Below are 21,387 nucleotides of genomic sequence, written 5' to 3' on the forward strand. Positions count from 1 at the left end.
ATGAGCGGTACGTATAGCTTTCTCGACGTCCAGGCCGCCATCACTGGCCCGGGCGGCGCCTTCACGATCGGCGGCCCCAATGCCGCCAACGCCGAAGAGGGCATCACCATCGCCCGCGGTGAGGACAAGAACACGATGACGATGGGCGCCGACGGCTCCGGCATGCACTCGCTGCACGCCGGCCGGCACGGCACCCTTGCCATTCGTCTGCTGAAGACCTCGCCGGTCAACCAGATGCTGATGGCGCTCTACAATTTCCAGACCTTCTCGTCGGCGAACCATGGCCGCAACGTCATCGTGGTCCGCAATCCGATCTCCGGCGACACCACGACGGCGCGGGGCTGTGCCTTCAAGAAGGTGCCGGACCTCTCCTATGCCAAAGACGGAAATACCCATGAATGGTCGTTCGACGCCATCGCGATCGACACCATTCTGGGCAACGGCACCCCGGCGATCTGAGGCCTGACACATGGCAGAATTCGAAGTCGGCGGCATCGCCTACAAGTCGCGCAAGATGGATGCGTTCCAGCAGTTCCATGTCGCGCGAAAACTGACGCCGGCCGTGGCGCCGTTCATGCAGTCGCTCGCCCCGATGCTCGCCGCCGGGGCCGGCCTCGGCGACGATCTGGTCGGCGCGATGATGCCGCTCATGCAGGCCATTGCGGCGATGCCGGCGGAGGATTGCGACTTCGTCATCCAATCCTGCCTCGCCGTGGTCGATCGGCAGCAGTCCGGCGGCGCAGGCTGGTCTCCTGTCTTCAATCGCGACGCGAAGCGGATGATGTTCGAAGACATCGACATGCCGCAGATGCTGGCGATCACGGTGCGGGTGATCCAGGACAATGTCGGGTCTTTTTCCGCCGCCCTCCGTTCCGTTTCGAGCGGCGCGGGCCGGTAGGGCCGTCCTTCGACGCGATCAGCCTGCCCGATGGGGAGGACTGGATCATGAGGCCGGTTCTGCGTGGCCTCTGTCGCTATGAGAGCCTGAAGGACGGTTCGGTCGATCTCATCGACCTTGTCCGAATGAACGACGCCATCAGCGTCGAGAGCGAGAACGCGGCCCGGTATCGCGAGGCGACGAAAACCGATGGCTGACGAGAACATCCTCCGCGAATATCTGGTCGCGCTCGGCTTCAAGATCGACGCGGCCGGCGAGAAGCGGTTTCAGGGCTCGCTCGAATCTGCAGGCAAGACAGCCGCCGCCGTCGCGGCCGGCCTCACCGCTGCAGTAACCGCCATCCAGGTTGCTGTCATCAAGATCGCATCTGGTTTTGACGATCTCTATTTCGCGGCGCAGCGGACCAACACATCGGTCAGCAATATAAAGGCGTTGAGCTACGCGCTCGGTCAACTCGGCGCTGACGGTTCGACGGCCGAACGAGCCATCGCAGCGGTGGCGCAGTCGCTTAGGACCAATCCGGCAAAGGAAAGCCTTCTTCAGCAACTCGGCGTTCAGACCCGCGATGCCAAGGGTGGCCTTCGCGAGACCGTCGACATCCTGGTCGACCTCGACAAAGCTCTGTCGAAGCAGCCGCAGTATATTGGCGCGCAATACGCCGCTTTGTTCGGCCTCGACGAGAACACGTTCAACATCATCCGTGGACGTGCGGATGAAATTCAAAAGCTCATGGAGCGGCAGAAGAAAGCTGCCGCCGAAATGGGCGTCGACCCGGACAAGGCCGCCAAGGCCGCGAACGAGCTGATGACGAACTTCCGCGACCTGCAGATGCAGATCGGGCTGGTCGTCGACAAGATCGCGGTGGAACTTGGGCCGGCCATCAACGAGGCGCTGAAGAACCTTCAGACGTGGATCGCAGAACACAAGGACGAAATCGTCGCCGCTGTCACGGCCGTCAGCAAAGCGCTGGTCGGTGTCGCCGAGGATCTCGTGTCGCTGGCGAAGAATTTGGAACCCGTTTGGACCGCGTTCGACGGCATGGCGAAGTCGGTCGGTAAAGACGGGCTCCAGGGTGCACTCGAATTAGTCTTGGCCTACACGGCCGGCCGATGGCTCCTCGGCATGAAGGCTGCCGCCGGAGAGGCCGCAGGTGCCTTCGGATGGCTGACGCCTATTCTCGCTTTGATCGGCGGCGGTTCCATGGCGATCAATGCTGTGACTGACCAGCCGATGCGCTCGCCGGTCACCGGCATGTGGAACCGCGGCTATTCGGGCCCCGGCATGATCAACCCGGCCGGCGAAGCGCCCCGGGGCCGTTGGACATGGGGAGGGCTTTGGCAAGGGTTCAAGGAGAAGATCGGGCTTGGCGGCGGCAGCGGCGGGAACGTCTCAAGCGAAGGCGGCCCTCTCCTCGACCTGATCATGAAGGCCGAAGGCACCACGACCCGCGGCTTCGACGACAGTTTCGGACACCAGATCAAGGGCACGCTGACCGACAAGACGGTCGCGCAGATCCTCGACATTCAGAAGGGCATGTGGGGCTCGTCAGCGATCGGCGCCTTCCAGATCATGCGAAGCACGTTGCGAGACGCCATCAAGGCCGGCGTTGTCGGGACCGATGATCTGTTCACCCCGGAAAACCAGCGGAAGATTGCCAACTGGCTCGTGGCCCGGCGCATGAAGGAGGCCGATGCCCTACAGGCCAGGTACGGCGGGGATATCGCCTACTGGCGCCGGTTCACGCTTTCGAAGGAATGGGCGTCGTTCCCGGATCCTGCGAACGGCGATCGTAGTCACTATGCCGGCCAGCGCTCGTCGATTTCTGCGGATAGCGTGACGGCCGCCCTGGCTGACAGCGACAAGCCCATCGCGAAGCCTGTTCCGGTCTATGGCGAAATCCTGCCGGTGCCGCGGAAGCCGGTCGAACCGAATGGCGATAGCTATAAGGCCTATCCGCCGCCGCTGACCGCCCCGGCGCCGGCCGCCTCGGACGACTGGTGGTCGCGCGACCGCTGGCTTGCCCCGGGGCCCTTGCTGCCGGTCGGCACCACGAACTCTTCGTCGAAGACCACGACGATCGCGCCGAACACGACGGTCAATGTCTATGGCGCCTCCGATCCGGTCGCGACGGGTGCTGCGGTTGAAAAGGCGCAGGGCCGCGTCAACAAGAACATCATCAGCAATGTGACGGGCGCCGTCCAATGACGATCCTTGACGACGCCGTCGCCATCCTGATCCAGCCGCAGCGGATCATCGGCACGGTCATACCCGACGTCGTGATCGAAGAGACGGCGCGCGACACGCTCTTCATCACGCAGCACCCCGTCGAGAAGGGGGCGTCGATCTCCGATCACGCCTTCTCGATGCCGATCGAACTCGAAATGCAGTGCGGCTGGTCGGACAGCACGGCCGGCTATGTCGGCTATGCCGACGAGGTCTACCAGGAGATGCTCGCGCTCCAGGAGATGCGGGAGCCCTTCACCGTCTTCACGCCATCGCGCTCCTATCCGAACATGCTCATCGCCGGTCTGGAGCGGACGACGAACGAGCAGACGCCCAATGCGGCGATGCTGCGCGTTCTGCTGCGCGAGGTCATCATCGTCTCGACCGAGGTGACGTCGGTTGGAAATTCGAAGTCGTCGCAGGCCATGCCGCAGAAAACGACCACGACCGTTTCGAGCGGGACGAAGCAGCTCGCGACCACATCGATCGGGGGTATCGGATCAAGATGACGAAAGTCTATGAGGTCCCGCTCTCCGCGACGCCGCAGGTCTTTTCAATCACGTTGGGATCGACACAGTACCGACTTCGGCTCGCCTATCTCGACACCATCGAAGGCGGATGGATCCTCGATATCGCCGACACCAACGACAACAGCATCCTGGCCGGCATCCCGCTCGTCACCGGCCGCGATCTTCTCGAGGCCTATGCCTATCTCGCCCTCGGCGGCGAACTCTGGGTGCAGACCGATGCGGACGTCGACGCGGTGCCAACCTTCGATAATCTTGGCGCTGCCGGCAACCTTTATTTCCAGGTGCTGTGATGGCGCGTCAATGGATTCGAAAGGTAAAACTGACGCTCGGCGACGGCGGCGAGGAAATGGACCTGTCGGCGCTGCGCATCCGGTTTCAGGTTCGGCAGTTCGATCTGCAGACCCCAAATTGGGCTGAGATCACGGTCTCCAACCCGGCGCCGAACACCGTCGACAAGGCCAAGAAGGAATACACGAAGGTCACGCTCCAGGCAGGCTATGCCGAGAATTTTGCGACGATCTTCGAAGGCGAGATTCGCCAGATCCGCTATGGCCGCGAGAACCCGACCGACACCTATTTGACGATCCTCGGAACGGACGGAGGGCGGGCGCACAATTATTCGGTGGTGAACCGGACGCTCGCGGCGGGGTCGACGTTCCGGCAGCAGGTCGATGCCGCGCTGGAGCCGATGAAGGCGATGGGGATCAAGGTCGGCTACATCGCCGATCTCGGCTCCGCCAAGATGCCGCGCGGCGTTGTCCTGTTCGGCATGGCCCGCGACATCCTTCGCAACATCGCCCAGGCCACGAACACGTCGTGGTCAATCCAGAACGGCGAGTTCCAGATGATCAAGAACGATGAGTCCCGGCCGGGAGACGCGATCGTCGTGAACAGCCGCACCGGCATGATTGGGCTGCCGACGCAGACCTTAGACGGGATCGAGGTCAGGACGCTGCTTAACCCGCAATTCAAGATCGGCAGCATCATCCAGATTGATCAGGCATCCGTCCAAGACGCGCCGCTCGGCCCATCGATCCCCGACGAAGTCAAAAACAGCATGATTCCGAGCACGGCGGACGATGGTTTCTACAAGGTCTATGTCGTTGACCACGCGGGTGATAGCCGCGGCAACCCATACTTCACCGATCTTGTCTGCATTCGCGCCGACGGCAAGGGGATCATCCCGGCAGCGATATCGCAACGGGGTGTCGTCCTCGACCCGAACGCTCGATGACGATCTATTCATTCACATAGGGCTCACACCGAATGGACCTCCGCCAGCGCTTCGACGACCATACCGAACAGCAGGATGCCGCCGGCCGTGCCCTTCAGGCCGGCATGTGGACTGCGGTCCCGTGCACCATCATCAGCGTCGATTTCGGGAAGCAGACCTGCTCGGTACAGCCGACGCAGAAGGTGGCAATCCGCAAGCCGGACGGCTCGCAGGAATGGCAGTCCATGCCGGTGCTGCCCGACGCCCCGATTCACTTTCCTGGGGGCGGCGGCGTGTCGATGACGTTCCCGGTGAAGGCGGGAGACGAAGCGCTCGCCATCATCGCGTCGCGTCCCGTCGATAGCTGGCACCAATCCGGCGGAGAGCAGCAGCAAGGCGCGCGCCGCATGCACGATCTCTCCGATGCCTTTGTCATGGTCGGCTTCCGCTCGAACCCGAAGGCCTTGCCAGGGGTGTCTTCGGACGCCGTGCAACTCCGTAGCGATGACGGGACCTCGTCGATCTCCCTGAAGCCGAATGGCGATATCGATCTCAACACGCCCGGCGCCGTCACCGCGGCGGCAGCGGGCGGCATCACCTATACCGGCGACCTCACGGTGAACGGCGACATCATCCTGAACGGCATCAGCCTCGCAAATCACAAGCATACCGGCGTCACGACGGGCGCCAGCAACACCGGAGGGCCGACGTCGTGAGGGTCCGGAGGATTGATGCCGACGGCGACATGGTGTTCGGCGGCGGACAGCGCTCCTACTGGCGCGACCAACGCGACGCGCCGGCCCAAGCGGTTCTGTCGCGGCTCTATCTCTTTCTCGGAGAGTGGTTCCTCGATACCGACGATGGCACTGCCTGGAAGACGCGAGTGCTCGGCAAATACACGGGAGACACTCGCGATGCCGTGATCCGTTCTCGGATTTTGGGTACCCCCGGCGTTACCGGCATCGCGGCCTATGAAAGCAATCTCGATCGCGAGCCGCGAGCCTTCACCGTCGCAGCGACGATCGACACGCAATACGGCCAGACCATCGTGACGGGAACCTTCTCATGAGCGCGCCGGTCTGCACCATCGACGCGACGGGCATTCATGTCCCGAGCTATGACGACGTGCTGGCGTATTTCCAGACGGAGTTCCGCGGCATCTACGGCAGCGACGTCTATCTCGGCAACGATAGCCAGGACGGGCAATGGGTGGCGATCCTTGCGCTCGCCCACTACGATTCCTGCACGATGGCGGCCGCGGTCTATAATTCCTACTCACCGACGACCGGGCAGGGTGCCGGGCTTTCCAGCAACGTCAAGATCAATGGCATTGCACGGGCGATTCCGACACATTCCACGGTCGACCTGACGATCATCGGCCAGGCCGGGACCGTCATCTCGACCGGGATCGCAACTGATGGCACCCATCGGTGGTTCCTGCCGTCGACGGTGACCATTCCGCCAGGCGGCGAGATCATCGTGACAGCATCCGCAGAAGATGCTGGCGCGGTCGAGGCGGACCCCGGCACGATCACCACGATCGGGACGCCGACCCGCGGCTGGCAGACCGTCACCAATGTGCTTGCCGCGACGGCTGGCGCACCGGTCGAAAGCGATGCTGATCTCCGCCGCCGGCAGAAGGTCTCGACGGCGTTGCCGTCCCTCACCGTTCTGGAAGGCATCGCAGGGGCTGTCGCGACGATCGAGGGCGTGACCCGCTATGCCCCCTATGAAAACGATACGAATGTGACCGATGGCGACGGCGTCCCGCCGCATTCGATCGCGATGGTGGTTGAGGGCGGCGACGCGCAGGCCATCGCGGTGGCGATCGCCTCGAAGAAGACGCCTGGCGCCTATACCTATGGCACAACGGCCGAGGTGGTGACCGACCGATATGGGCTCGATCATACCATCCGGTTCTTTCGGCCGACGGCGAAGCGCGTCAAGGTCGAAATCAGCCTCACGGCCCTGACCGGCTATACATCCGGCATCGGCACGGAGATACAAACCGCCGTTGCCCAATGGCTCTCGGAGCTCGCGATCGGCGAAGATGTCCGTTACTTCCGCATCGCGGTCCCGGCAAACCTCGACAATGGCGCGGACAGCAAGACATACACGCTCACCGACATGCAGATCGCATTCAATGGCGACCCACTCGGCTATGTCGATCTGACGATCGCCTTCAACGAAGCGGCCTTCGCCGATCCGGCCGATATCACGCTCGTGGTGACCTGATCATGGCGTCGGCGGAGGACTATGTCGGCCTGATCACGAGCTACTGGCGCGGGAAACCTCGGTTCACGGCCACGATCCAGATCTCGGCCGATGCCTCGGTTGAGCAACAGGCCATGATCCGGAGCCTTGTCGAGGCCTTCGATCTCGATGTTTCGATCGGGGCCCAGGAGGACGTCGACGGCGAATGGATCGGGCGGACCCGGTACATCAATACGCCGATCGCGGGGGCATGGTTCGCCTGGGACACGGCCGGCTTGGGATGGGAGCAGGGCGTCTGGAAAGGCCCCTATGATTCGACGACGGGCATCACCCGGCTCGATGACGAGACCTATCGGCTCCTGCTCCGGGCCAAGATCGCAGCGAATTCCTGGGATGGCACCGTCGACGGCGCCGCGACGGCGCTGGCCTACATCTTCAACGGCATCGGCACCACCGTCTTCATCGAAGATCCGCAGGACATGACGATGACGGTCGGCCTCGCCGGCACGATCCCGTCCGCGCTTGTCCTCTGCATCCTGATCGGCGGCTATATCCCACTGAAGCCGGCCGGCGTCCGGGTCAACTATTACCTGACCTCGGTGAGCGGGGAGCCGATCTTCGGCTTCGATGTCCCGTTCGCCGACGGCATTCCCATCGCGGGATGGGATGAAGCCGCGTGGGCCGTGACGCCGGAATACGCGCTGACGCACGACCTCGTGGCCTGACAAGAGCCGCCACTATCCTTCGCATTCCCCGGAGTTCGATATGCCAACCAACGACTTTCTGGCGTGGGCCAGCGGCGGCTCGGCCAACATCATGACGCAGGCCGACTATGCCGCGCTGGCGGGGCGTCCGAATGGCGTCCAGGCCGGCACGGCGTCATCGGCACTCGCCAACAAGACATGGCGGCAGGGCGCCAACATGGCGGCGATGCTCGGCAAGTTCATATCCGACCATGGATATGATGCGCTCGACAACGGAGACGTCCCCGCTCTTGAAGTCAACTACGAGCTGGCGCTTTCCGAGTTCGTTGACGCGCTAATCACCGCAGGCGCGACGCCCTTCGCAACCCTCGCGGAGGTCCGCGCCGGCACCGTAACCGGCAAGGCCGTTGACCCGGCAAAACTGGCGACCCTCATGCAGGGCGGGGATAACACGTATATCGCCGGTGGCGGCAGTGCGAATGCCATCACGGCCACGCTTGTTCCGGCCCCGTCCGCCTACAAGGAGGGCATGGAGTTCCGCGTCAAGCTCTCGACGACGAACACGTCGACCTCGGTGACGCTCAATCTGAACTCGCTCGGGGCCAAGACGATCAAGCGTATCGATGGCACCAACCCGGCCATCGGCTACCTCGCCAGCGGGCAGATCCATACCTTCATCTATGACGGCACCAACCTCGTCGACACGACGCCGGTGTTCGGTTCCGCATCGCTGTCGGGCAGCGGCTACTACCGGTTCCCAGACGGTTTGACGATGCAATGGGGGACCTATTCCTCCACTGGCGGGTCCGGAACTGTCACGTTCCCGATCGCATTTTCAGGCGGGCCGTACAGCGTGCTCGCAATAGACGGCGGCGCCAGCGGATGGAGCACGAGTAACGCGACGTTCCTTGGCTATGCATCGGGCAACGCTACCACAGCAACGTTCAAATACGTCAATTGGAACGGTTCGGCATTCGTTACCTCGAACTGTTTCATCCAGTGGTTTGCCATCGGCCCGACCTGAGGATATCGCATGACCAAAGCCGCCATATTCGACGCGTCGGGCTTCCCGACCGCTTTCTATGATCCCAGCTTCCAGACCGTGCCGGACGGCGCCGTCGAAATCTCCGACGAGCAGTGGCAGGAGTTCCTCGGCAATCAGGGCGCACGGTATTGGAACGGTGCCGACGTCGTCGTCTATATGCCTCCGCTCGATACCCTGCGGGCCGCCAAGCTCTACGATCTCTCGGCATCGTGCGCCGCCGAAATCATGGGCGGCTACACCTCGTCTGCGCTCGGCTCGCCGCACCTCTATCCGAGCCGGCCGACCGATCAATCGAACATGCAGGCCTCCGTGATCCGGTCCCTGCTGCCGGGCCTGGCGCCGGATTGGATGACGCCGTTCTGGTGCGCGGATGGAGCGGGCGAATGGTCCCGCCGCGACCATAGCGCGGCGCAGATCCAACAGGCCGGGCAGGACGGTGTCACCGCAGTGCTCGCGGCGCAGGACAAGCTTGCCGCGCTTTCCGCCGAGGTTGCCGTCGCGGCGACGGCCGAGGCCATTGCGGCCGTCATCTGGACGGCCTGAGACCCGAGGGCATCATGGCAACGGCAACCCGTGCGGACCTCACGATCTGGCGAGGCAATGATGCCCCGGCGCTGGTCTGGAACTTCCCGTCGCTCGATTTCACCGGCTCCGCCTTCGCGCTGGCGGTCACGATCTATCGCGAGCTCGTCCTGTCGCTGACCTCCGATGCCGGCGATCTCGTCATCGATACCGAGGCCAAGACCGTCTCGTGGACGCCGACGATCGAGCAGTCCCGTTCGATCCCGCTCGGCAAGCTGTCCCGTTACGAGCTTTCGCGCCTCGTGACGGATGGCGAGACCCGGACCTATGTCTATGGCTGGTTGACCGGCCTCGGGGGCGACAACTCGAATGTCTGACGTCGTCGTCGTCGAGCCGGATCCTGTTGCCGTCGTTGTCGTCGAGCCGGGGCCGCAGGGCACCCCGGGCCCCAATGGTGCGCCGCGCACGGATGCCGATATCGTCACCGGCGTCTTCAACATTCGCCAGACCAGGCACTTTCTGGACACCGTGACGTCGTCGATGCGCGACGACATCATGTCCGGCTCGCCGATGCAGGACCATACCGCCGCCGTCGCGGCGGCGCTCGCCGATACCACGTCGCGCTGCATGGTCTTCCCGGACGGCGGCACGCTGCTGGTCGATCGCTTTCATCTCAACCCGGCCTCGCGGCTCCGCGAATTCGGCCTCGAGGGAGTAACGATCAAGCAGCGCTCCGACTATGTCACCGGTCTGGGCCACTTCTTCCGCGCCTATCAGGCCGCGCCGGGCTACGGCACCTATGACGATATCCGCGTCGTCGGCGGCACGTTCGATCAGAACGGAAAATGGATGGCCGGGCACCTGTTCTGGCTCGCCTACGGCGCGCGGGGAACATTGGAAGACGTCTCCGTCAAACACCGCACCGCGCAGATACAATCGGCCGTGCTTGATCCGGCCTCCGACGTCTTTACCTGTGTCGGCCATGGCTGGTCGAACGGCTCCCGCGTCGGGATCGAGGTCGACGGCACGTTGCCGTCCGGAGCGCTGCCGAGCGGCTCGACCTATCTCATCGCCAACGCGACGACTGATACCTTCAAGCTCACCACGACGGCCGGCGGTTCGATCGACTTCACCGATGCTGGCGGGTCCAACCTCATCGTCTTCGACAAGGGGTGTTGGGCCTTTGCCGTCGGCGGCCGCGACATGATGATCGTTCGCCCGCGCGTGCTGAACGGTAGCGCTCTCTATCAGGACGGCGTCCACGTCACCCATGGCGACGGCATCGAAGTCCATGGCGGGCACTCTGAATCGGGCGATGACGCCTATGCCTTCGGTTATGAGGCCGGTGACACGAACCTGACCGAAACGACGCTGGCCAACGTCAATCTCGTCGGCTGCTATGGCAGGAGCAATTCGGCGTTTCTGTTCAAGACCTATGTGTCGGACCCAACCCGATCGGTGAAGAACATCTTCGCGTCCGGCTTGGTCGGTTCATCTGGGTGGCTGCGAAACGGCGGGGTCAAGATCACCGATTCGACCGGTACCGATGCCCGCACCGATGCGCCGAAAATCGACAATATTCAGGTCGAGGGGGTTATCGCGAAGGTCGGCAGCTCCAGCCGCGTCCAGACCACGGGCGCCGAATTCGTAACGATCATCGGGGCCTCTCGCGTCGGCGTCAAAGGCTCCTTCGAGGCCGACAGCTTCGCCGTGAAGGAATGGTCGACCGACAAGTCAATCGACGTCAATCTCGACCTGCGGACCAAGGTCGGCGTCACCGGCGTCGTCGTCGGCGCCGCGACGAACTCGCGGCTGGTCACCCGCAAGATCCGGCCGGCAAAGAACTATGCCTTCAGCCCCGATATGGAGGGTGCTACCGCGGGAATTCGCGGGATCTCGTCGGGTTCCATGCCGACCGGCTGGGCCGGTCTGACGAACCTTCAAAGCGGGATATCGCGCGTCAACATCCTGCCGACTGCGCTCATTCGCGAACGGCAGACGTTCGGCATCAATCTCTATGGCACGGCGTCCGCCGCGAATAGCTGGCAGTTCATGCCATGCCAGTTCGGCGCCGGCACCTCGTTCATCATTCCGGCTGTGGTCGGGCAGACCCGTAGATTCCGGATGGGAATTGCATTGTGGGCCGGCACCCTCAACGGATGCGGGCTGCAAATTCGCCTGCAGGAACGCGATGCCAGCGGCGCCGTTCTGGCGGCAACGGCCAACGATATCAAGTTTCTGGCTCCGGACTTCGCTGAGTTCGAGGCCGTGCGGACCATTGTCTCCGCATCGGTGGCGATCATCACCGGATCATTGTCCTGCGACATCAGCAATGCCGCCCAGGTCGAGATCTCGCTCGGACTGATCGACCCCATCATCGAATAGGGGCGCCGACGCGCCTCCCCGTCATCACCCCACAGACCCTGAGGGCCCGCGATGTCCACGATCCCGTACGCGATGATCGTCTATGAATTCCCGCCCGGCCATAAGCAGGCCGCGGCGCTCGTCGGCACCATTCCGATCGACCCCGTGACGGGGTTGCCCGTTGATATGACGGCAGGGCTCCCGGTGCGCGGCGGCAACGAGGATGTCTTCGATGTCACGCTGGTGCTCGATACCAGCGCCTATGCGGACAACGATGTCCTCTTCATCGGCCAGGAGATCACGAATTTCTTTTCGGCAGCAGGCGGCAAGCGGATGATCCAGAACCTCGCCGTTATCGATGAAGATGATCAGGGGGTCGGCTTCGATCTCCTGCTCTTCAACGCCGACCCGTCGATCGGCACCATCAACTCGCCGCCCAGCATTTCCGATGCAAATGTTCGTAAGTTCCTCGGCAAGGTCTCTGTCGCCGCTGGCGACTATATCGACCTCGGAGGCTGCCGCGTCGCCGATGTCACGCCAATCGGGAAGGAGCTGAAGGGCGTCACTACATCGCTCTGGATCGCCGGCATCACGCGCCTCGGCACGCCGACCTATACCGCCGCGGGCCTCAAGCTCAAGATCGGGGTCATCTGATGTTCGTCGGCGCGCGACGGGCCCTGCTTTCGGCCGTCCGCTATCAGCCGGAGACCCGCGCCCTTATCGCCCGTATGACGACGGCGCCGACGCGGCAGCGCGCTAGGCTACTGGACGCGCTGATCGTTTCGATGAAGGCGGCTGGCGTCTGGACCAAGCTCGACGCTCTCTATCTGCTCGCCGCGGCGGACAGTCAGGCGGCACGGCTCAACATCGTCCAGAACGCCTATAACCTTTCGGCAGTGTCGAGCCCGACCTTTGTGGCGGATCGCGGCTATACCGGGGACGGCGTGGCCTCCTATCTCGACACCGGCTTCAACCCGACCACGGCGCCGTCGCCGAAATTCACGCTGAACAGTGCTCACCTCGCCATATGGTCGCGGACAAACCTGATCAGCGGGACGCTGTTCGACGCCGGTAACGGCAATGCCCGCATCAATGCCGGGTCGAACGCACTGAATACGATGCGTGCCGGTCTCAACGACGCCACGCTCAACAACTATGGCGCCGTCGGCGTCTCGACAGGCCATTTTGCCCTCAACCGGTCGGCTTCCGGCGCGCTGCAGGGCTATCGAAACGGCGGGTCGCTCGCTTCGCAGACGACGGCTTCGACGGCGCTCAGCAACGCCAACATCCTGCTGTTGACCAACCAGACCAGCTATTCGACCCGCCAGCTCCCGGCTGCGCATTTTGGTCAGTCTCTGACCGCGACCGAAATAGCCGCGATTTACGCGGCCTTGAACGTCTACCTGACAGCCGTCGGCGGCGCGTAACCCACCCCATCCATCGGAGATATCCCATGACCCTGCGCATGAGTGCGGACGGGCGGCAGAAGCTCGCCCTTCGTGAAGGAAGGCGGCTGAAAGCCTACAAGGACACGGTCGGTGTCTGGACAATCGGTATCGGCCACACCAGCGCCGCCGGGCCGCCGACAGTGACGCCCGATCTCGTCATCACCGACGCTCAGTGCGATGAGATCTTCATGCGCGACCTGGGCAAGTACGAGGCGGCGGTGAATGGCGCGCTGACGCGTCCGGTTTCGCAGACCTCGTTCGATGCCCTGACCTCGCTTTGCTACAATATCGGACCCGACGCCTTCGCCAAGTCGACGGTGGTGAAGCGGATCAATGCCGGCGATCTCAAGGGTGCGGCGGAAGCCTTCCTGATGTGGAACCGGCCGCCGGAGATCATGGGCAGGCGCAAGTCGGAATATCAGCAGTTCCTCGCGGGGCTTTGACATGGCCGCCAAGGCATCCGGCGAGCCCGGATGGCGCCGCCGATGGGCCTTCGCCTCGATCGTCCTGACGTTCTGCGCCTGGCGCCTCATTGCCCTTGAGCACGCCGCCGATACGCAGGTCAACCAGACCATCGCATGGGGCTATGTCCTTCTCGGCGTGACGGTGATCCTCGGCATGATGGGCTTCGCCACCGCGCAGGACATCGCCGCGATCGTCACGACTAAGAGCGGGCTGCCCTATGCGAACCCGGCCGTGCCGAGCGCTCAGCCGACAGAGGACCCGCAGCAATGACCCCCAAGCCTCTCCCTCCTTTCGAGCCCGACAAGCTTCCTGACGATGAGGTGCCGATGTGGTGAGTGCGATCCTCGACGTCATGGCCATGATCGCCCGCGCGATCGGTATCGGCGGCTGCATCGCGATCGGTCTGCTCGGCTACTACGAGGGCGTGCCCTGGATCGGCGATATACCCTTCATCGGGGCGATCCCGATCGTTGGCGAGATCGCTACCGGGCGGGTCCGCACCGCATCTGCCGATGCCGCGCGCCAAGCGACGGATGGTCTCGTCTCCGGCAGCAAGCTTGCCGCCAGCGAGGCCCTCCTTGCTCGCGCCAAACAAGACGCCGCCGCCAATGCCGCGTTGCTTGCCGCGGCGCAGGGGCGGGCCTTTGCCGCCGCTTCCGAAATCAAAGCCAAACTGGACGACCTCGATGCGCTTTCCGTTGCGGATACCGATCCTGCTCTCAGTCGTTGGAAGCCTGTCGATCTTGACCGGCTGCCAAGGCGACCCGGCCGCTGACGTCAACCGCGCGGCGATCGAACGCGCTCTAGCCGAGGCGCCTGCGGCAAAGCCGGTAGCTCCGGACTACTGCACGACGCCGATGCCGTCTGTGCAGCCGAAGCTCGGCGAGCCGGTCTACATCACGCAGCTCCGCTGGGAGATCGTCCGCGAGCAGGAGAACAAGCGCAATGCCTGGTGCGCCGCCCAGGGGTTCGCCGTGATCGGGAAGGGGCCGGCTGGGAAATGACGACGGAAGCCGCTCTTCAGGAGATGAATCGCACCATCGGAATGATGCTTGCGTCCGTCGATGGACTGAGGCGCGACTTCGCGGGGGCCGATCTAAAATCGGATCAGCGCATGGCGAATGTGCACCGCAGGCTCGACGAACTCGTCGATCAGTTCGGCGACATGGAGACGAAGCTGGAGCGTTTCGGCGACCGCCTCATCGGCGTCGAAAGCGAGATGGCATCGGATGTCCGCCCGACCGTCGCTGATGTCCGGAACTGGAAGCAGCGCGGCATGGGCGCCTTGGCCGTAACGGGGGTCGCCAGCGCCGCGATCGGCGCGTTCGTCGCATCGTTTTGGCACGAGATCATCGCGAAGCTGACATCGCTGAAGTGATTTGCCGCGCTACGGATATTCCCCGCGCCGGAGCGCGTCGCCGGCATCGATCTCTGGCGCCGCCGGCAACCTGACATGCGCGCTCATCGGGCCGCCGTCCTTCATCTTCTGATAGACCCGGTTCGGCCGCCCGACAGGCTGCCATTCCCGCCCGCCACAGACCGAGCATTTGAGCCGCTCGGCTTTCGCGGTTGGAGCTATGCCCTCATGGTCGCATGATCGGCAGCGGATCCATGTCGTCTTTTCCTTTGTCATGTTTCTATTTCGTTCTCGTCTCAGCGGGAGTCAATCGACCCTGAATTGAGCGGCAGTCGCGCCTATGGCAGGGTGGGCGCATGTGCAATCTCTATTCCATGACATCGACGCAGGAGGCGATCCGGTTCTTCGCCCGTGCGATGCGTGACACGACCGGCAATCTTCCGCCGCAGCCGGGGATCTTTCCCGACTATGCGGCGCCGGTCGTGCGCAACACGCCCGACGGGCGCGAACTGGCCATGGTCCGGTGGGGCATGCCAACGCCGACGTCGATCCTGCACAAGGCGGCTGACGCCCGCGCCGACAAGCTCGAGGCCAAGGGGAAGACCGCCAATCGGGAGGTCCTTCGCCGCGCCGAGCCCGACGCTGGCGTAACCAACGTCCGCAATGTGAAGTCGCCGCATTGGCGCCGTTGGCTCGGCGTCGAGAGCCGCTGCGTCGTTCCCTTCACCAGCTTTTCGGAATGGGATGCCGCCATCAAGGCACCCGCCTGGTTCGCGCTCGACGACAGTCGCCCGCTGGCCTTCTTCGCCGGCATATGGACGCCGCACTGGACGTCCGTACGGAAGGCCAGGACGGGCATCGAGACGGCGGATCTATTCGCATTTCTCACCTGCGAGCCCAACGCGGTTGTCGCGCCGATCCATCCCAAGGCGATGCCGGTGATCCTCACGACACAGGACGAAGTCGAGATGTGGCTGGATGCGCCCGCCGATATCGCCCTGGCGCTGCAGCGGCCGTTGCCGGACGACGCGCTGAAGATCGTGGCGCGCGGGCGCAAGCAGGACCCATGACGATCGGCCAATGGCTCGCCGCGGGCTTCGCGTCATGGATCGTCGTCTCGACGGCCGTGCTCTGGTTCAACGGCGGAAGCCGGGAGCATCGAGACCGCTAGGCGTTGCCCTATCTACCTGGCGGCGCGCATCTTAGCGATGTGTTGGTCCAGCTTGGTGGTCCTCGCCGGTGTGATGCCGCGCGCCAAGTCAACCGATCCCTCCCGCGGCTTCGATCGCGGCCCGCTTGCAGGCCCGCCAGAGCCGCGCCAAGGCGGCGCCATCCTTCCCCAAGCGCCACGCCCGCCGCCGGATCGCTTTCAGCCGGCGCGGGACGGCGCGCCAGTGTTCGCCGCATATCCACTCGGCGCCGCTCTGCATCGGTTCCTCGCCCTTGTGATCGCCGCGTGTCCGTCGGCAGAACGGGACGAGGCAGGCCACCCGCAGCGGCTCTCCGGCTGGCTGCGCCGATCCGGCGCCGCAGCTATCGCAGGACAACACGCCCGCCCATTGCGTGTGCTGGAAGCGTCCGGCACAGAGGGGGCAGGGGTCAGCCATCGCCCGCTCCTCCGGTCCACCACTTCATGTCCTTCGGCGCCTTGCGCCGAGCATCGCGCTCCGCTCTCCACTCGTCGGCGAGCCGTAAGTTCTCGCGCTGGACGAAGAGCAAGGCGGCCAGTTTGATTTCCTTCTTAGGATCGGCGTTGCACGGCCCGACCAGTTGCACCGTCTTGAACGCGTGCCGATTGTTGGGCTGTTGCGGGGCGACTTCCAATGTCGCGACGCGCCGCTCGCCATGCCGGATCGAGTAGATGAAGGACTGACCGGCCACGACCTTCCGTGAATAGGTCGATACGCAATGCCGCATCGCCGCGCCTTCGGTAAAGAGGTCAAGGCCAGATCGGAGCGCGACGAACTCGAAGCTGGCGACCGCACGGCGATCTGGAAGGTGGCCGTAGTCGATAGGGTCCTCGAACCCGATTCCGTTGGCGGCAAGGAATACCTCCTCGTCGCGCCGCTTGCCGAGTTCGCCGTGCCAGCGATCGACGGCCGCCAAGGCGGCGCCCATAGTCCAGCGCGGGTTGAGCGAGCCGGGCGGATTGCTGAAGACAAAATCAACGATATCGCGAACCGTATGATGGGCGCCGAAGCCTTCCTGCGCCTCCCGGCCGAATGTCATCGCGGCCCAGCGATAGAGATCGCGGAGCTTCACGGCGCTGTCCGAGCCGCCGTAGCGCTGCTCGTAGCTGTGCCAGTCCCGCATGACCCGCAGCCACTTCGCCTGAGCGACAGGCGTGTCCGGGATCGCCTGGGCGAGGTCGGAGAGCTCAAGCCTGCGCAGATCGACGATCGCAGGGAAGTAGGACGGACAAATCGCGACGCTGCGGAGCTTGCGGATCGGCAGCGGCGCGCTGAACTCGGCGAGGAAGTCGCGAAGCTTGAGGCCACGGCTCGCCGCCGAGCCGAAGCGCTGCGCTATGTAGGCGCGATCGGTCCGGGTCCTCGGCACGGCGCCCCAGCCGACATAGGCGAGGACGGCCGGCGCCTGATCGAGATAGTCGATCGCGAAGCGGTGCGTCAGAGTGCAGAGTGCCGCGAGGTCCCGCGCGCCTTGGTTGGGAAAGATCGCGGGCAGTCGCACCAAGGCGTTCTCTCGCCAATCCTCCTCAAGCAGGTTCGGGATGACGTGCGGGATCGCCTCGATCATCTCTTCACCCTCTCGGTTGCTTGGCGGTTAGCACCCGCCGTTCGCTTTCGCTGGATGCGGATGGGGGAGGTCATGGGGCCTTTTCCAAGATCGCTGGATCGGCGGCAGGGAACGATCGCTGGCGCAATTGGCGACACACCGCCTCTGCAATCTCGCGGCCGGTCATAAGCCAAGCCATTTGCTCGATCATCGGCCAACGTGGCGTCCGCGACGTGACCGAAATCCGAGACCTAAAGCACTCGGTGACAAGTTCATCGCGCCAGAGCAGATCGAGGAAGGTGCACGCCTGCGGCTGCCGGAGTGACGGACGCGGGAGGGCCCAGCGGTGGCCGTATGGCGACCATTGGGGATCCGGATAGGCCCATACGTATGGTGTCCGCCCACAATGGCTCTGCAACGGGTGCGGCCACGCAATGCGGCGATTCCCGTTCTGATAGGTCGCCGTGTCGAAGAACTTCTCGTGCGCAACGATCACTGTGTCGTGCGCCGCGGCCGAGAACTGCCGGACCTGTTCGTCCAGCCGCTTCAGCACGTCGCGTTCGGATTTGATCTCGAACAGGATCAATCGGTCGCGGAACACCGCACCGACATCGGCCCGGCATCCGCCGACGACAAGCTCGTGCACCACGCGAGCGCTTGGAGCGTGACGGTGCAGAAACCCGACCAAGGCGTCTCGGATCTCGTGCTCGGCCGATGAGCCCCTGCTATAGGCGGGAACACCTGCTGCCGGCGCCAATTCGACGGCAGTGTCGGTCATCGCCGGCCACCATGCGAACGGGTCGCGAACATGGCGGATCTGGCATGTGCCGTTGTGCGTGACGGTTGAAACCGCTGCTTGAGGCGGGAGAGACGTTTCATGCGCCGGGCTCCTTGGAGCAAGGCGTTGAAATCTCTGATGCTTTATGCCGAAAATGGGTGCGGGACGCGAGTGCAATGCTGGTTTACAAAACCGCTGCTCTACCGCTGAGCTAATCCGGCATTGCCCTCCGTTTAGAGAGGAGGCGCGCCCCCGGTCAAGGCCGGCGGCGACACAGTTCGCTTTTTGCGGGCGCAAGGCCTCGCGATCGACCTTAGGGGCGGGCGAGGATGGGCATGTCGCGGGCCGGGGCGAGGGGCGCCATTTCCTGACGGCGATCTCTTGGGTAATCTCCGGCCGACTCGCCAGTCGGAAGTCGGGGCCATGCTGGTACCTGCATTCGGCGGCGTCGCTTGCGGCCTGCCGACGCCGGGCAGGCACAACCGGGATATGAGATGGCGCGCCGCGAAACCGATCCCGTTGAAAGCCGGAACAGCGCTTGGACCCGGACGGTCCTGCTGGCGGCAGCCGTTACCGCGGGCGCAACCCTTTGCTACTTTCTCGCGCTGCCATTTATCGGCCCGATCGTAACGGCTTTGACGCTCGCAATCCTGTTTGCGCCGCTGCACGCGCGAATCGAGCCGCGGTTCAAACATCCGAGCCTCGCCGCGCTGGTCTCGGTTTTCGCCGTCCTGTTGATCGTCGCCGTCCCTGCGACCTTTGTCGTGGAGCGGCTCGTGGCCGAGGCGGCGGCGAGCGCGACGCTGATCCAGCAGAAGGTCGCCGCCGGAGCGGTCCAGGAGATCATCGACGCCCATCCGACCATCGCGCCCATCGGCCGCTGGATCTGGCAGCAGTTCGATCTTCCCTCGCTGATGTCCGGGCTGGCGACCTGGCTGAGCAATTTCGGGGCGTCCTTCGTCCGCGGTTCCTTGGTTCAGGTCGCGGGCGTCGCGCTTGCCTTCTATCTGCTGTTCTATTTTCTGCGCGACCGGCGCGCGGCGCGGCTCGCGCTGCTGGATCTGATGCCGCTGACGCAGCCCGAATCGGAGCGGCTGTTCCAGCGGACCGTCGATACCGTTCGGGCCATCGTCTATGGCACCGTGGCGGTCGCTATCGTTCAAGGCGCGCTTGGCGGTCTCATGTTCTGGATCCTCGGCCTGCCGGCTGCGCTGCTCTGGGGCCTCGTCATGGCGATCCTGTCGGTCGTGCCCGTGCTCGGCTCCTTCGTCGTCTGGATCCCGGCCTCGTTGCTCCTGGCGCTGAATGGCGATTGGGTCAGCGCCATCATCCTGGCGGCTTGGGGCTCGCTCGTGATTGGCAATATCGACAACATCCTGCGGCCGATGCTGGTGGGCAATCGGCTGCAGCTCCACACCGTCCCCGCCTTCATCTCCATGATCGGCGGGTTGGTGGTATTCGGACTGCCAGGGTTCATTCTCGGGCCGCTCACCGTCACGCTGACGCTGACGCTCATCGATATCTGGCGAGGGCGGACGGAGATCACGCGGCCGACGGGGGTCCCAGATGCCGCCGCGCCAGATAAAGCGACAGCACGGCCGCGTTCGAAACATTCAGGCTCTTGATCGGGCCGGGCATGTCGAGACGCGCGACAACGTCGCATTTCTCTCGGCTGAGACGGCGAAGTCCCTTGCCTTCCGCGCCGAGGACGAGCGCGATCCGGTCGCCGCCCATGGCGCCTTCGAGCACCGTGCTGCCCTCACTGTCGAGGCCGATGCGCGTGAACCCCATGTCGCCCAGTTCGTCCAGAGCGCGGGCGAGGTTCGGAACCTCGACGACGAGAATCGATTCGAGCGCGCCGGAAGCCGCCTTGGCGAGAACGCCCGTCTCGGCCGGGGCGTGACGCCCCGTAACGACGATCGCTTCGGCACCGAAGGCGACGGCGGAGCGCAGGATCGCGCCGACATTATGGGGATCGGTCACCTGATCGAGGACGACGATCAGCTTCGCGTCGCCAAGCGCATCGAGCGGCAGCGGATCCAGCGGAGCGACCTCCACGGCGACGCCCTGGTGCACAGCGTCGGCGCCGAGCAGGCGATCGAGATCGCGCGGCGCGGTTTCCTCGACCGTCGGGGGCAGGGTGCTGCCTTCTTCCTTCAGCCGCGCTGCCGCATTTTGCGTCGCAAGCAGGCGAAGGACATTGCGCCTCGGATTGGCGAGCACCGCAGCGACAGCGTGGATCCCGTAGATCCAGAGCTGGTCGGCCTGCCGTTCGGTCGGCTTCCGGGAGCCGAAATGCCGGGCCGCCGGCCCGTCCGACTTGTCTTTGGAGCGGTTGAAATAGCCCGGGTGGCGGGGGCGCTTGGAGGACTTGCGATCATCTGACATGGCTGACTTATAGGGTAGCGGCCGGTCAGCGGCAATCGGCGCGGCGCGCGTCGCGGCGACGTGGAAAAGCACTGCAATATGCGTTGACAGGGCAGGGCAACCTCTCCATAACACGCGCCACGCAGCCGGCTTTCGGGTCGTTTGCGGGGATATCCTGATCGCTGGACGCTCTGCCGAATTGTCTGGAGGGGTGCCCGAGTGGTTAAAGGGGACGGACTGTAAATCCGTTGGCTATGCCTACGTTGGTTCAAATCCAACCCCCTCCACCATTCGTCGGAACGTCGGCGCGCGGGTGTAGCTCAATGGTAGAGCAGCAGCCTTCCAAGCTGAATACGAGGGTTCGATTCCCTTCACCCGCTCCATCAACTGAGTTTTGAATTTGGTGACGATACGGACCGCCCTGGGCGGCGCATCGTAATGTTGGTTGAGCCGTCTGGCTCGTTCGATCGAGACGACAGGAAACGACGTCGATGGGCAAAGAGAAATTCGAGCGCAATAAGCC

General features: G+C 64.0%; 28 protein-coding genes and 2 tRNA genes. 26 read left to right on the forward strand and 4 right to left on the reverse strand.

From position 1 onward, the window contains the following. The 23 genes from OSH05_RS22130 to OSH05_RS22240 all read left to right on the forward strand — a co-directional run bounded on the left by OSH05_RS22130 (position 1) and on the right by OSH05_RS22240 (position 16,053). A complete protein-coding gene (locus OSH05_RS22130) occupies positions 1 to 459 on the forward strand; it encodes a phage protein (RefSeq protein WP_104220644.1) in 459 nt (152 codons plus the stop codon). A gap of 10 nt (positions 460 to 469) precedes the next feature. Continuing rightward, complete coding sequence (locus OSH05_RS22135) at positions 470 to 898, forward strand: phage tail assembly chaperone (RefSeq protein WP_104220645.1); 429 nt, start codon at positions 470 to 472, stop codon at positions 896 to 898. A 47-nt stretch (positions 899 to 945) separates the two neighbouring features. Then, positions 946 to 1,095 carry a DUF6889 family protein gene (locus tag OSH05_RS22140; protein WP_165801682.1) on the forward strand — a complete coding sequence of 50 codons (150 nt, stop codon included), beginning with the start codon at positions 946 to 948 and terminating at the stop codon, positions 1,093 to 1,095. Further along, complete coding sequence (locus tag OSH05_RS22145; RefSeq protein ID WP_104220646.1) at positions 1,088 to 3,103, forward strand: hypothetical protein; 2,016 nt, start codon at positions 1,088 to 1,090, stop codon at positions 3,101 to 3,103. Before OSH05_RS22140 ends, OSH05_RS22145 begins: the two co-directional genes overlap by 8 nt. After that, on the forward strand, positions 3,100 to 3,630 hold the full coding sequence (locus tag OSH05_RS22150) for a phage baseplate protein (RefSeq protein WP_104220647.1): 531 nt from the start codon (positions 3,100 to 3,102) through the stop codon (positions 3,628 to 3,630). Before OSH05_RS22145 ends, OSH05_RS22150 begins: the two co-directional genes overlap by 4 nt. After that, positions 3,627 to 3,941: a phage baseplate plug family protein gene (locus tag OSH05_RS22155; protein ID WP_104220648.1), complete on the forward strand. Its 315-nt coding sequence runs from the start codon at positions 3,627 to 3,629 to the stop codon at positions 3,939 to 3,941. Before OSH05_RS22150 ends, OSH05_RS22155 begins: the two co-directional genes overlap by 4 nt. Next, complete coding sequence (locus OSH05_RS22160) at positions 3,941 to 4,885, forward strand: phage protein (protein ID WP_104220649.1); 945 nt, start codon at positions 3,941 to 3,943, stop codon at positions 4,883 to 4,885. Before OSH05_RS22155 ends, OSH05_RS22160 begins: the two co-directional genes overlap by 1 nt. Positions 4,886 to 4,917: 32 nt before the next feature. Then, a complete protein-coding gene (locus OSH05_RS22165; RefSeq protein ID WP_104220650.1) occupies positions 4,918 to 5,580 on the forward strand; it encodes a Gp138 family membrane-puncturing spike protein in 663 nt (220 codons plus the stop codon). Further along, positions 5,577 to 5,933, forward strand: a complete 357-nt coding sequence (locus tag OSH05_RS22170; RefSeq protein WP_104220651.1) for a hypothetical protein — start codon at positions 5,577 to 5,579, stop codon at positions 5,931 to 5,933. The genes OSH05_RS22165 and OSH05_RS22170 overlap by 4 nt, the downstream gene beginning before the upstream one ends. After that, complete coding sequence (locus tag OSH05_RS22175) at positions 5,930 to 7,099, forward strand: baseplate J/gp47 family protein (RefSeq protein ID WP_104220652.1); 1,170 nt, start codon at positions 5,930 to 5,932, stop codon at positions 7,097 to 7,099. The genes OSH05_RS22170 and OSH05_RS22175 overlap by 4 nt, the downstream gene beginning before the upstream one ends. 2 nt (positions 7,100 to 7,101) lie before the next feature. After that, positions 7,102 to 7,803: a DUF2612 domain-containing protein gene (locus tag OSH05_RS22180; RefSeq protein ID WP_104220653.1), complete on the forward strand. Its 702-nt coding sequence runs from the start codon at positions 7,102 to 7,104 to the stop codon at positions 7,801 to 7,803. Positions 7,804 to 7,894: 91 nt separating this feature from the next. Continuing rightward, on the forward strand, positions 7,895 to 8,806 hold the full coding sequence (locus OSH05_RS22185) for a gp53-like domain-containing protein (RefSeq protein WP_266352960.1): 912 nt from the start codon (positions 7,895 to 7,897) through the stop codon (positions 8,804 to 8,806). A gap of 9 nt (positions 8,807 to 8,815) precedes the next feature. Beyond that, positions 8,816 to 9,370 carry a DUF4376 domain-containing protein gene (locus OSH05_RS22190; protein WP_207778803.1) on the forward strand — a complete coding sequence of 185 codons (555 nt, stop codon included), beginning with the start codon at positions 8,816 to 8,818 and terminating at the stop codon, positions 9,368 to 9,370. A gap of 14 nt (positions 9,371 to 9,384) precedes the next feature. Next, positions 9,385 to 9,726, forward strand: a complete 342-nt coding sequence (locus tag OSH05_RS22195) for a hypothetical protein (RefSeq protein ID WP_104220655.1) — start codon at positions 9,385 to 9,387, stop codon at positions 9,724 to 9,726. Continuing rightward, entirely contained in the window at positions 9,719 to 11,734 is a 2,016-nt protein-coding gene (locus OSH05_RS22200) for a hypothetical protein (protein ID WP_104220656.1), read from the forward strand. Before OSH05_RS22195 ends, OSH05_RS22200 begins: the two co-directional genes overlap by 8 nt. A gap of 51 nt (positions 11,735 to 11,785) precedes the next feature. Continuing rightward, positions 11,786 to 12,367, forward strand: coding sequence for a hypothetical protein (locus tag OSH05_RS22205; RefSeq protein WP_133163152.1), 582 nt, complete (start codon positions 11,786 to 11,788; stop codon positions 12,365 to 12,367). Then, positions 12,367 to 13,140, forward strand: coding sequence for a hypothetical protein (locus tag OSH05_RS22210; RefSeq protein ID WP_104220658.1), 774 nt, complete (start codon positions 12,367 to 12,369; stop codon positions 13,138 to 13,140). The genes OSH05_RS22205 and OSH05_RS22210 overlap by 1 nt, the downstream gene beginning before the upstream one ends. 26 nt (positions 13,141 to 13,166) lie before the next feature. Continuing rightward, positions 13,167 to 13,604 carry a lysozyme gene (locus OSH05_RS22215; protein WP_266352964.1) on the forward strand — a complete coding sequence of 146 codons (438 nt, stop codon included), beginning with the start codon at positions 13,167 to 13,169 and terminating at the stop codon, positions 13,602 to 13,604. Position 13,605: 1 nt separating this feature from the next. Then, positions 13,606 to 13,896 (forward strand): hypothetical protein, encoded by a 291-nt coding sequence (locus OSH05_RS22220; protein WP_104220659.1) that lies wholly within the window; start codon positions 13,606 to 13,608, stop codon positions 13,894 to 13,896. A gap of 58 nt (positions 13,897 to 13,954) precedes the next feature. Continuing rightward, entirely contained in the window at positions 13,955 to 14,401 is a 447-nt protein-coding gene (locus OSH05_RS22225) for a hypothetical protein (protein ID WP_104220660.1), read from the forward strand. Continuing rightward, positions 14,370 to 14,630 carry a hypothetical protein gene (locus OSH05_RS22230; protein WP_104220661.1) on the forward strand — a complete coding sequence of 87 codons (261 nt, stop codon included), beginning with the start codon at positions 14,370 to 14,372 and terminating at the stop codon, positions 14,628 to 14,630. The genes OSH05_RS22225 and OSH05_RS22230 overlap by 32 nt, the downstream gene beginning before the upstream one ends. A gap of 41 nt (positions 14,631 to 14,671) precedes the next feature. Beyond that, positions 14,672 to 15,004 carry a DUF1515 family protein gene (locus OSH05_RS22235; protein WP_266352984.1) on the forward strand — a complete coding sequence of 111 codons (333 nt, stop codon included), beginning with the start codon at positions 14,672 to 14,674 and terminating at the stop codon, positions 15,002 to 15,004. A gap of 335 nt (positions 15,005 to 15,339) precedes the next feature. After that, positions 15,340 to 16,053 carry an SOS response-associated peptidase gene (locus OSH05_RS22240; RefSeq protein ID WP_266352966.1) on the forward strand — a complete coding sequence of 238 codons (714 nt, stop codon included), beginning with the start codon at positions 15,340 to 15,342 and terminating at the stop codon, positions 16,051 to 16,053. A gap of 189 nt (positions 16,054 to 16,242) precedes the next feature. On the opposite strand, the gene OSH05_RS22245 is transcribed toward OSH05_RS22240, so the two are convergent. The 3 genes from OSH05_RS22245 to OSH05_RS22255 all read right to left on the reverse strand — a co-directional run bounded on the left by OSH05_RS22245 (position 16,243) and on the right by OSH05_RS22255 (position 18,497). Next, the gene (locus OSH05_RS22245; RefSeq protein ID WP_266352967.1) at positions 16,243 to 16,590 is read right to left on the reverse strand and encodes a hypothetical protein; all 348 of its coding nucleotides are present in this window, start codon (positions 16,588 to 16,590) and stop codon (positions 16,243 to 16,245) included. After that, a complete protein-coding gene (locus tag OSH05_RS22250) occupies positions 16,583 to 17,740 on the reverse strand; it encodes a PcfJ domain-containing protein (RefSeq protein ID WP_104221681.1) in 1,158 nt (385 codons plus the stop codon). Before OSH05_RS22250 ends, OSH05_RS22245 begins: the two co-directional genes overlap by 8 nt. A 70-nt stretch (positions 17,741 to 17,810) precedes the next feature. Beyond that, positions 17,811 to 18,497, reverse strand: a complete 687-nt coding sequence (locus OSH05_RS22255; protein WP_133163184.1) for a hypothetical protein — start codon at positions 18,495 to 18,497, stop codon at positions 17,811 to 17,813. 494 nt (positions 18,498 to 18,991) lie between these two features. On the opposite strand from OSH05_RS22255, the gene OSH05_RS22260 reads away from it, so the two are divergent. Next, entirely contained in the window at positions 18,992 to 20,122 is a 1,131-nt protein-coding gene (locus OSH05_RS22260; RefSeq protein WP_104221679.1) for an AI-2E family transporter, read from the forward strand. Here the strand turns inward: OSH05_RS22260 and rlmB are convergent. Beyond that, positions 20,040 to 20,885 (reverse strand): 23S rRNA (guanosine(2251)-2'-O)-methyltransferase RlmB, encoded by an 846-nt coding sequence (gene rlmB, locus OSH05_RS22265; RefSeq protein WP_104221682.1) that lies wholly within the window; start codon positions 20,883 to 20,885, stop codon positions 20,040 to 20,042. The two genes, OSH05_RS22260 and rlmB, sit on opposite strands and share 83 nt — an antisense overlap. A gap of 184 nt (positions 20,886 to 21,069) precedes the next feature. Here rlmB and OSH05_RS22270 point away from each other — a divergent pair. Next, positions 21,070 to 21,154 (forward strand) — tRNA-Tyr (locus OSH05_RS22270). Between the two features lie 19 nt (positions 21,155 to 21,173). After that, positions 21,174 to 21,247, forward strand: a tRNA-Gly gene (locus OSH05_RS22275). The last annotated feature ends 140 nt before the right edge of the window (positions 21,248 to 21,387 follow it).

It is taken from the genome of Kaistia algarum (assembly GCF_026343945.1).
Taxonomy (GTDB): domain Bacteria; phylum Pseudomonadota; class Alphaproteobacteria; order Rhizobiales; family Kaistiaceae; genus Kaistia; species Kaistia algarum.

Coding starts and splice junctions, on each gene's coding strand:
- OSH05_RS22130 (WP_104220644.1), top strand. CDS start 1: ATGAGCGGTACGTATAGCTTTCTCGACGTCCAGGCCGCCATCACTGGC.
- OSH05_RS22135 (WP_104220645.1), top strand. CDS start 470: ATGGCAGAATTCGAAGTCGGCGGCATCGCCTACAAGTCGCGCAAGATG.
- OSH05_RS22140 (WP_165801682.1), top strand. CDS start 946: ATGAGGCCGGTTCTGCGTGGCCTCTGTCGCTATGAGAGCCTGAAGGAC.
- OSH05_RS22145 (WP_104220646.1), top strand. CDS start 1,088: ATGGCTGACGAGAACATCCTCCGCGAATATCTGGTCGCGCTCGGCTTC.
- OSH05_RS22150 (WP_104220647.1), top strand. CDS start 3,100: ATGACGATCCTTGACGACGCCGTCGCCATCCTGATCCAGCCGCAGCGG.
- OSH05_RS22155 (WP_104220648.1), top strand. CDS start 3,627: ATGACGAAAGTCTATGAGGTCCCGCTCTCCGCGACGCCGCAGGTCTTT.
- OSH05_RS22160 (WP_104220649.1), top strand. CDS start 3,941: ATGGCGCGTCAATGGATTCGAAAGGTAAAACTGACGCTCGGCGACGGC.
- OSH05_RS22165 (WP_104220650.1), top strand. CDS start 4,918: ATGGACCTCCGCCAGCGCTTCGACGACCATACCGAACAGCAGGATGCC.
- OSH05_RS22175 (WP_104220652.1), top strand. CDS start 5,930: ATGAGCGCGCCGGTCTGCACCATCGACGCGACGGGCATTCATGTCCCG.
- OSH05_RS22180 (WP_104220653.1), top strand. CDS start 7,102: ATGGCGTCGGCGGAGGACTATGTCGGCCTGATCACGAGCTACTGGCGC.
- OSH05_RS22185 (WP_266352960.1), top strand. CDS start 7,895: ATGACGCAGGCCGACTATGCCGCGCTGGCGGGGCGTCCGAATGGCGTC.
- OSH05_RS22190 (WP_207778803.1), top strand. CDS start 8,816: ATGACCAAAGCCGCCATATTCGACGCGTCGGGCTTCCCGACCGCTTTC.
- OSH05_RS22195 (WP_104220655.1), top strand. CDS start 9,385: ATGGCAACGGCAACCCGTGCGGACCTCACGATCTGGCGAGGCAATGAT.
- OSH05_RS22200 (WP_104220656.1), top strand. CDS start 9,719: ATGTCTGACGTCGTCGTCGTCGAGCCGGATCCTGTTGCCGTCGTTGTC.
- OSH05_RS22205 (WP_133163152.1), top strand. CDS start 11,786: ATGTCCACGATCCCGTACGCGATGATCGTCTATGAATTCCCGCCCGGC.
- OSH05_RS22210 (WP_104220658.1), top strand. CDS start 12,367: ATGTTCGTCGGCGCGCGACGGGCCCTGCTTTCGGCCGTCCGCTATCAG.
- OSH05_RS22215 (WP_266352964.1), top strand. CDS start 13,167: ATGACCCTGCGCATGAGTGCGGACGGGCGGCAGAAGCTCGCCCTTCGT.
- OSH05_RS22220 (WP_104220659.1), top strand. CDS start 13,606: ATGGCCGCCAAGGCATCCGGCGAGCCCGGATGGCGCCGCCGATGGGCC.
- OSH05_RS22235 (WP_266352984.1), top strand. CDS start 14,672: ATGATGCTTGCGTCCGTCGATGGACTGAGGCGCGACTTCGCGGGGGCC.
- OSH05_RS22240 (WP_266352966.1), top strand. CDS start 15,340: ATGTGCAATCTCTATTCCATGACATCGACGCAGGAGGCGATCCGGTTC.
- OSH05_RS22245 (WP_266352967.1), bottom strand. CDS start 16,590: ATGGCTGACCCCTGCCCCCTCTGTGCCGGACGCTTCCAGCACACGCAA.
- OSH05_RS22250 (WP_104221681.1), bottom strand. CDS start 17,740: ATGATCGAGGCGATCCCGCACGTCATCCCGAACCTGCTTGAGGAGGAT.
- OSH05_RS22255 (WP_133163184.1), bottom strand. CDS start 18,497: ATGACCGACACTGCCGTCGAATTGGCGCCGGCAGCAGGTGTTCCCGCC.
- OSH05_RS22260 (WP_104221679.1), top strand. CDS start 18,992: ATGGCGCGCCGCGAAACCGATCCCGTTGAAAGCCGGAACAGCGCTTGG.
- rlmB (WP_104221682.1), bottom strand. CDS start 20,885: ATGTCAGATGATCGCAAGTCCTCCAAGCGCCCCCGCCACCCGGGCTAT.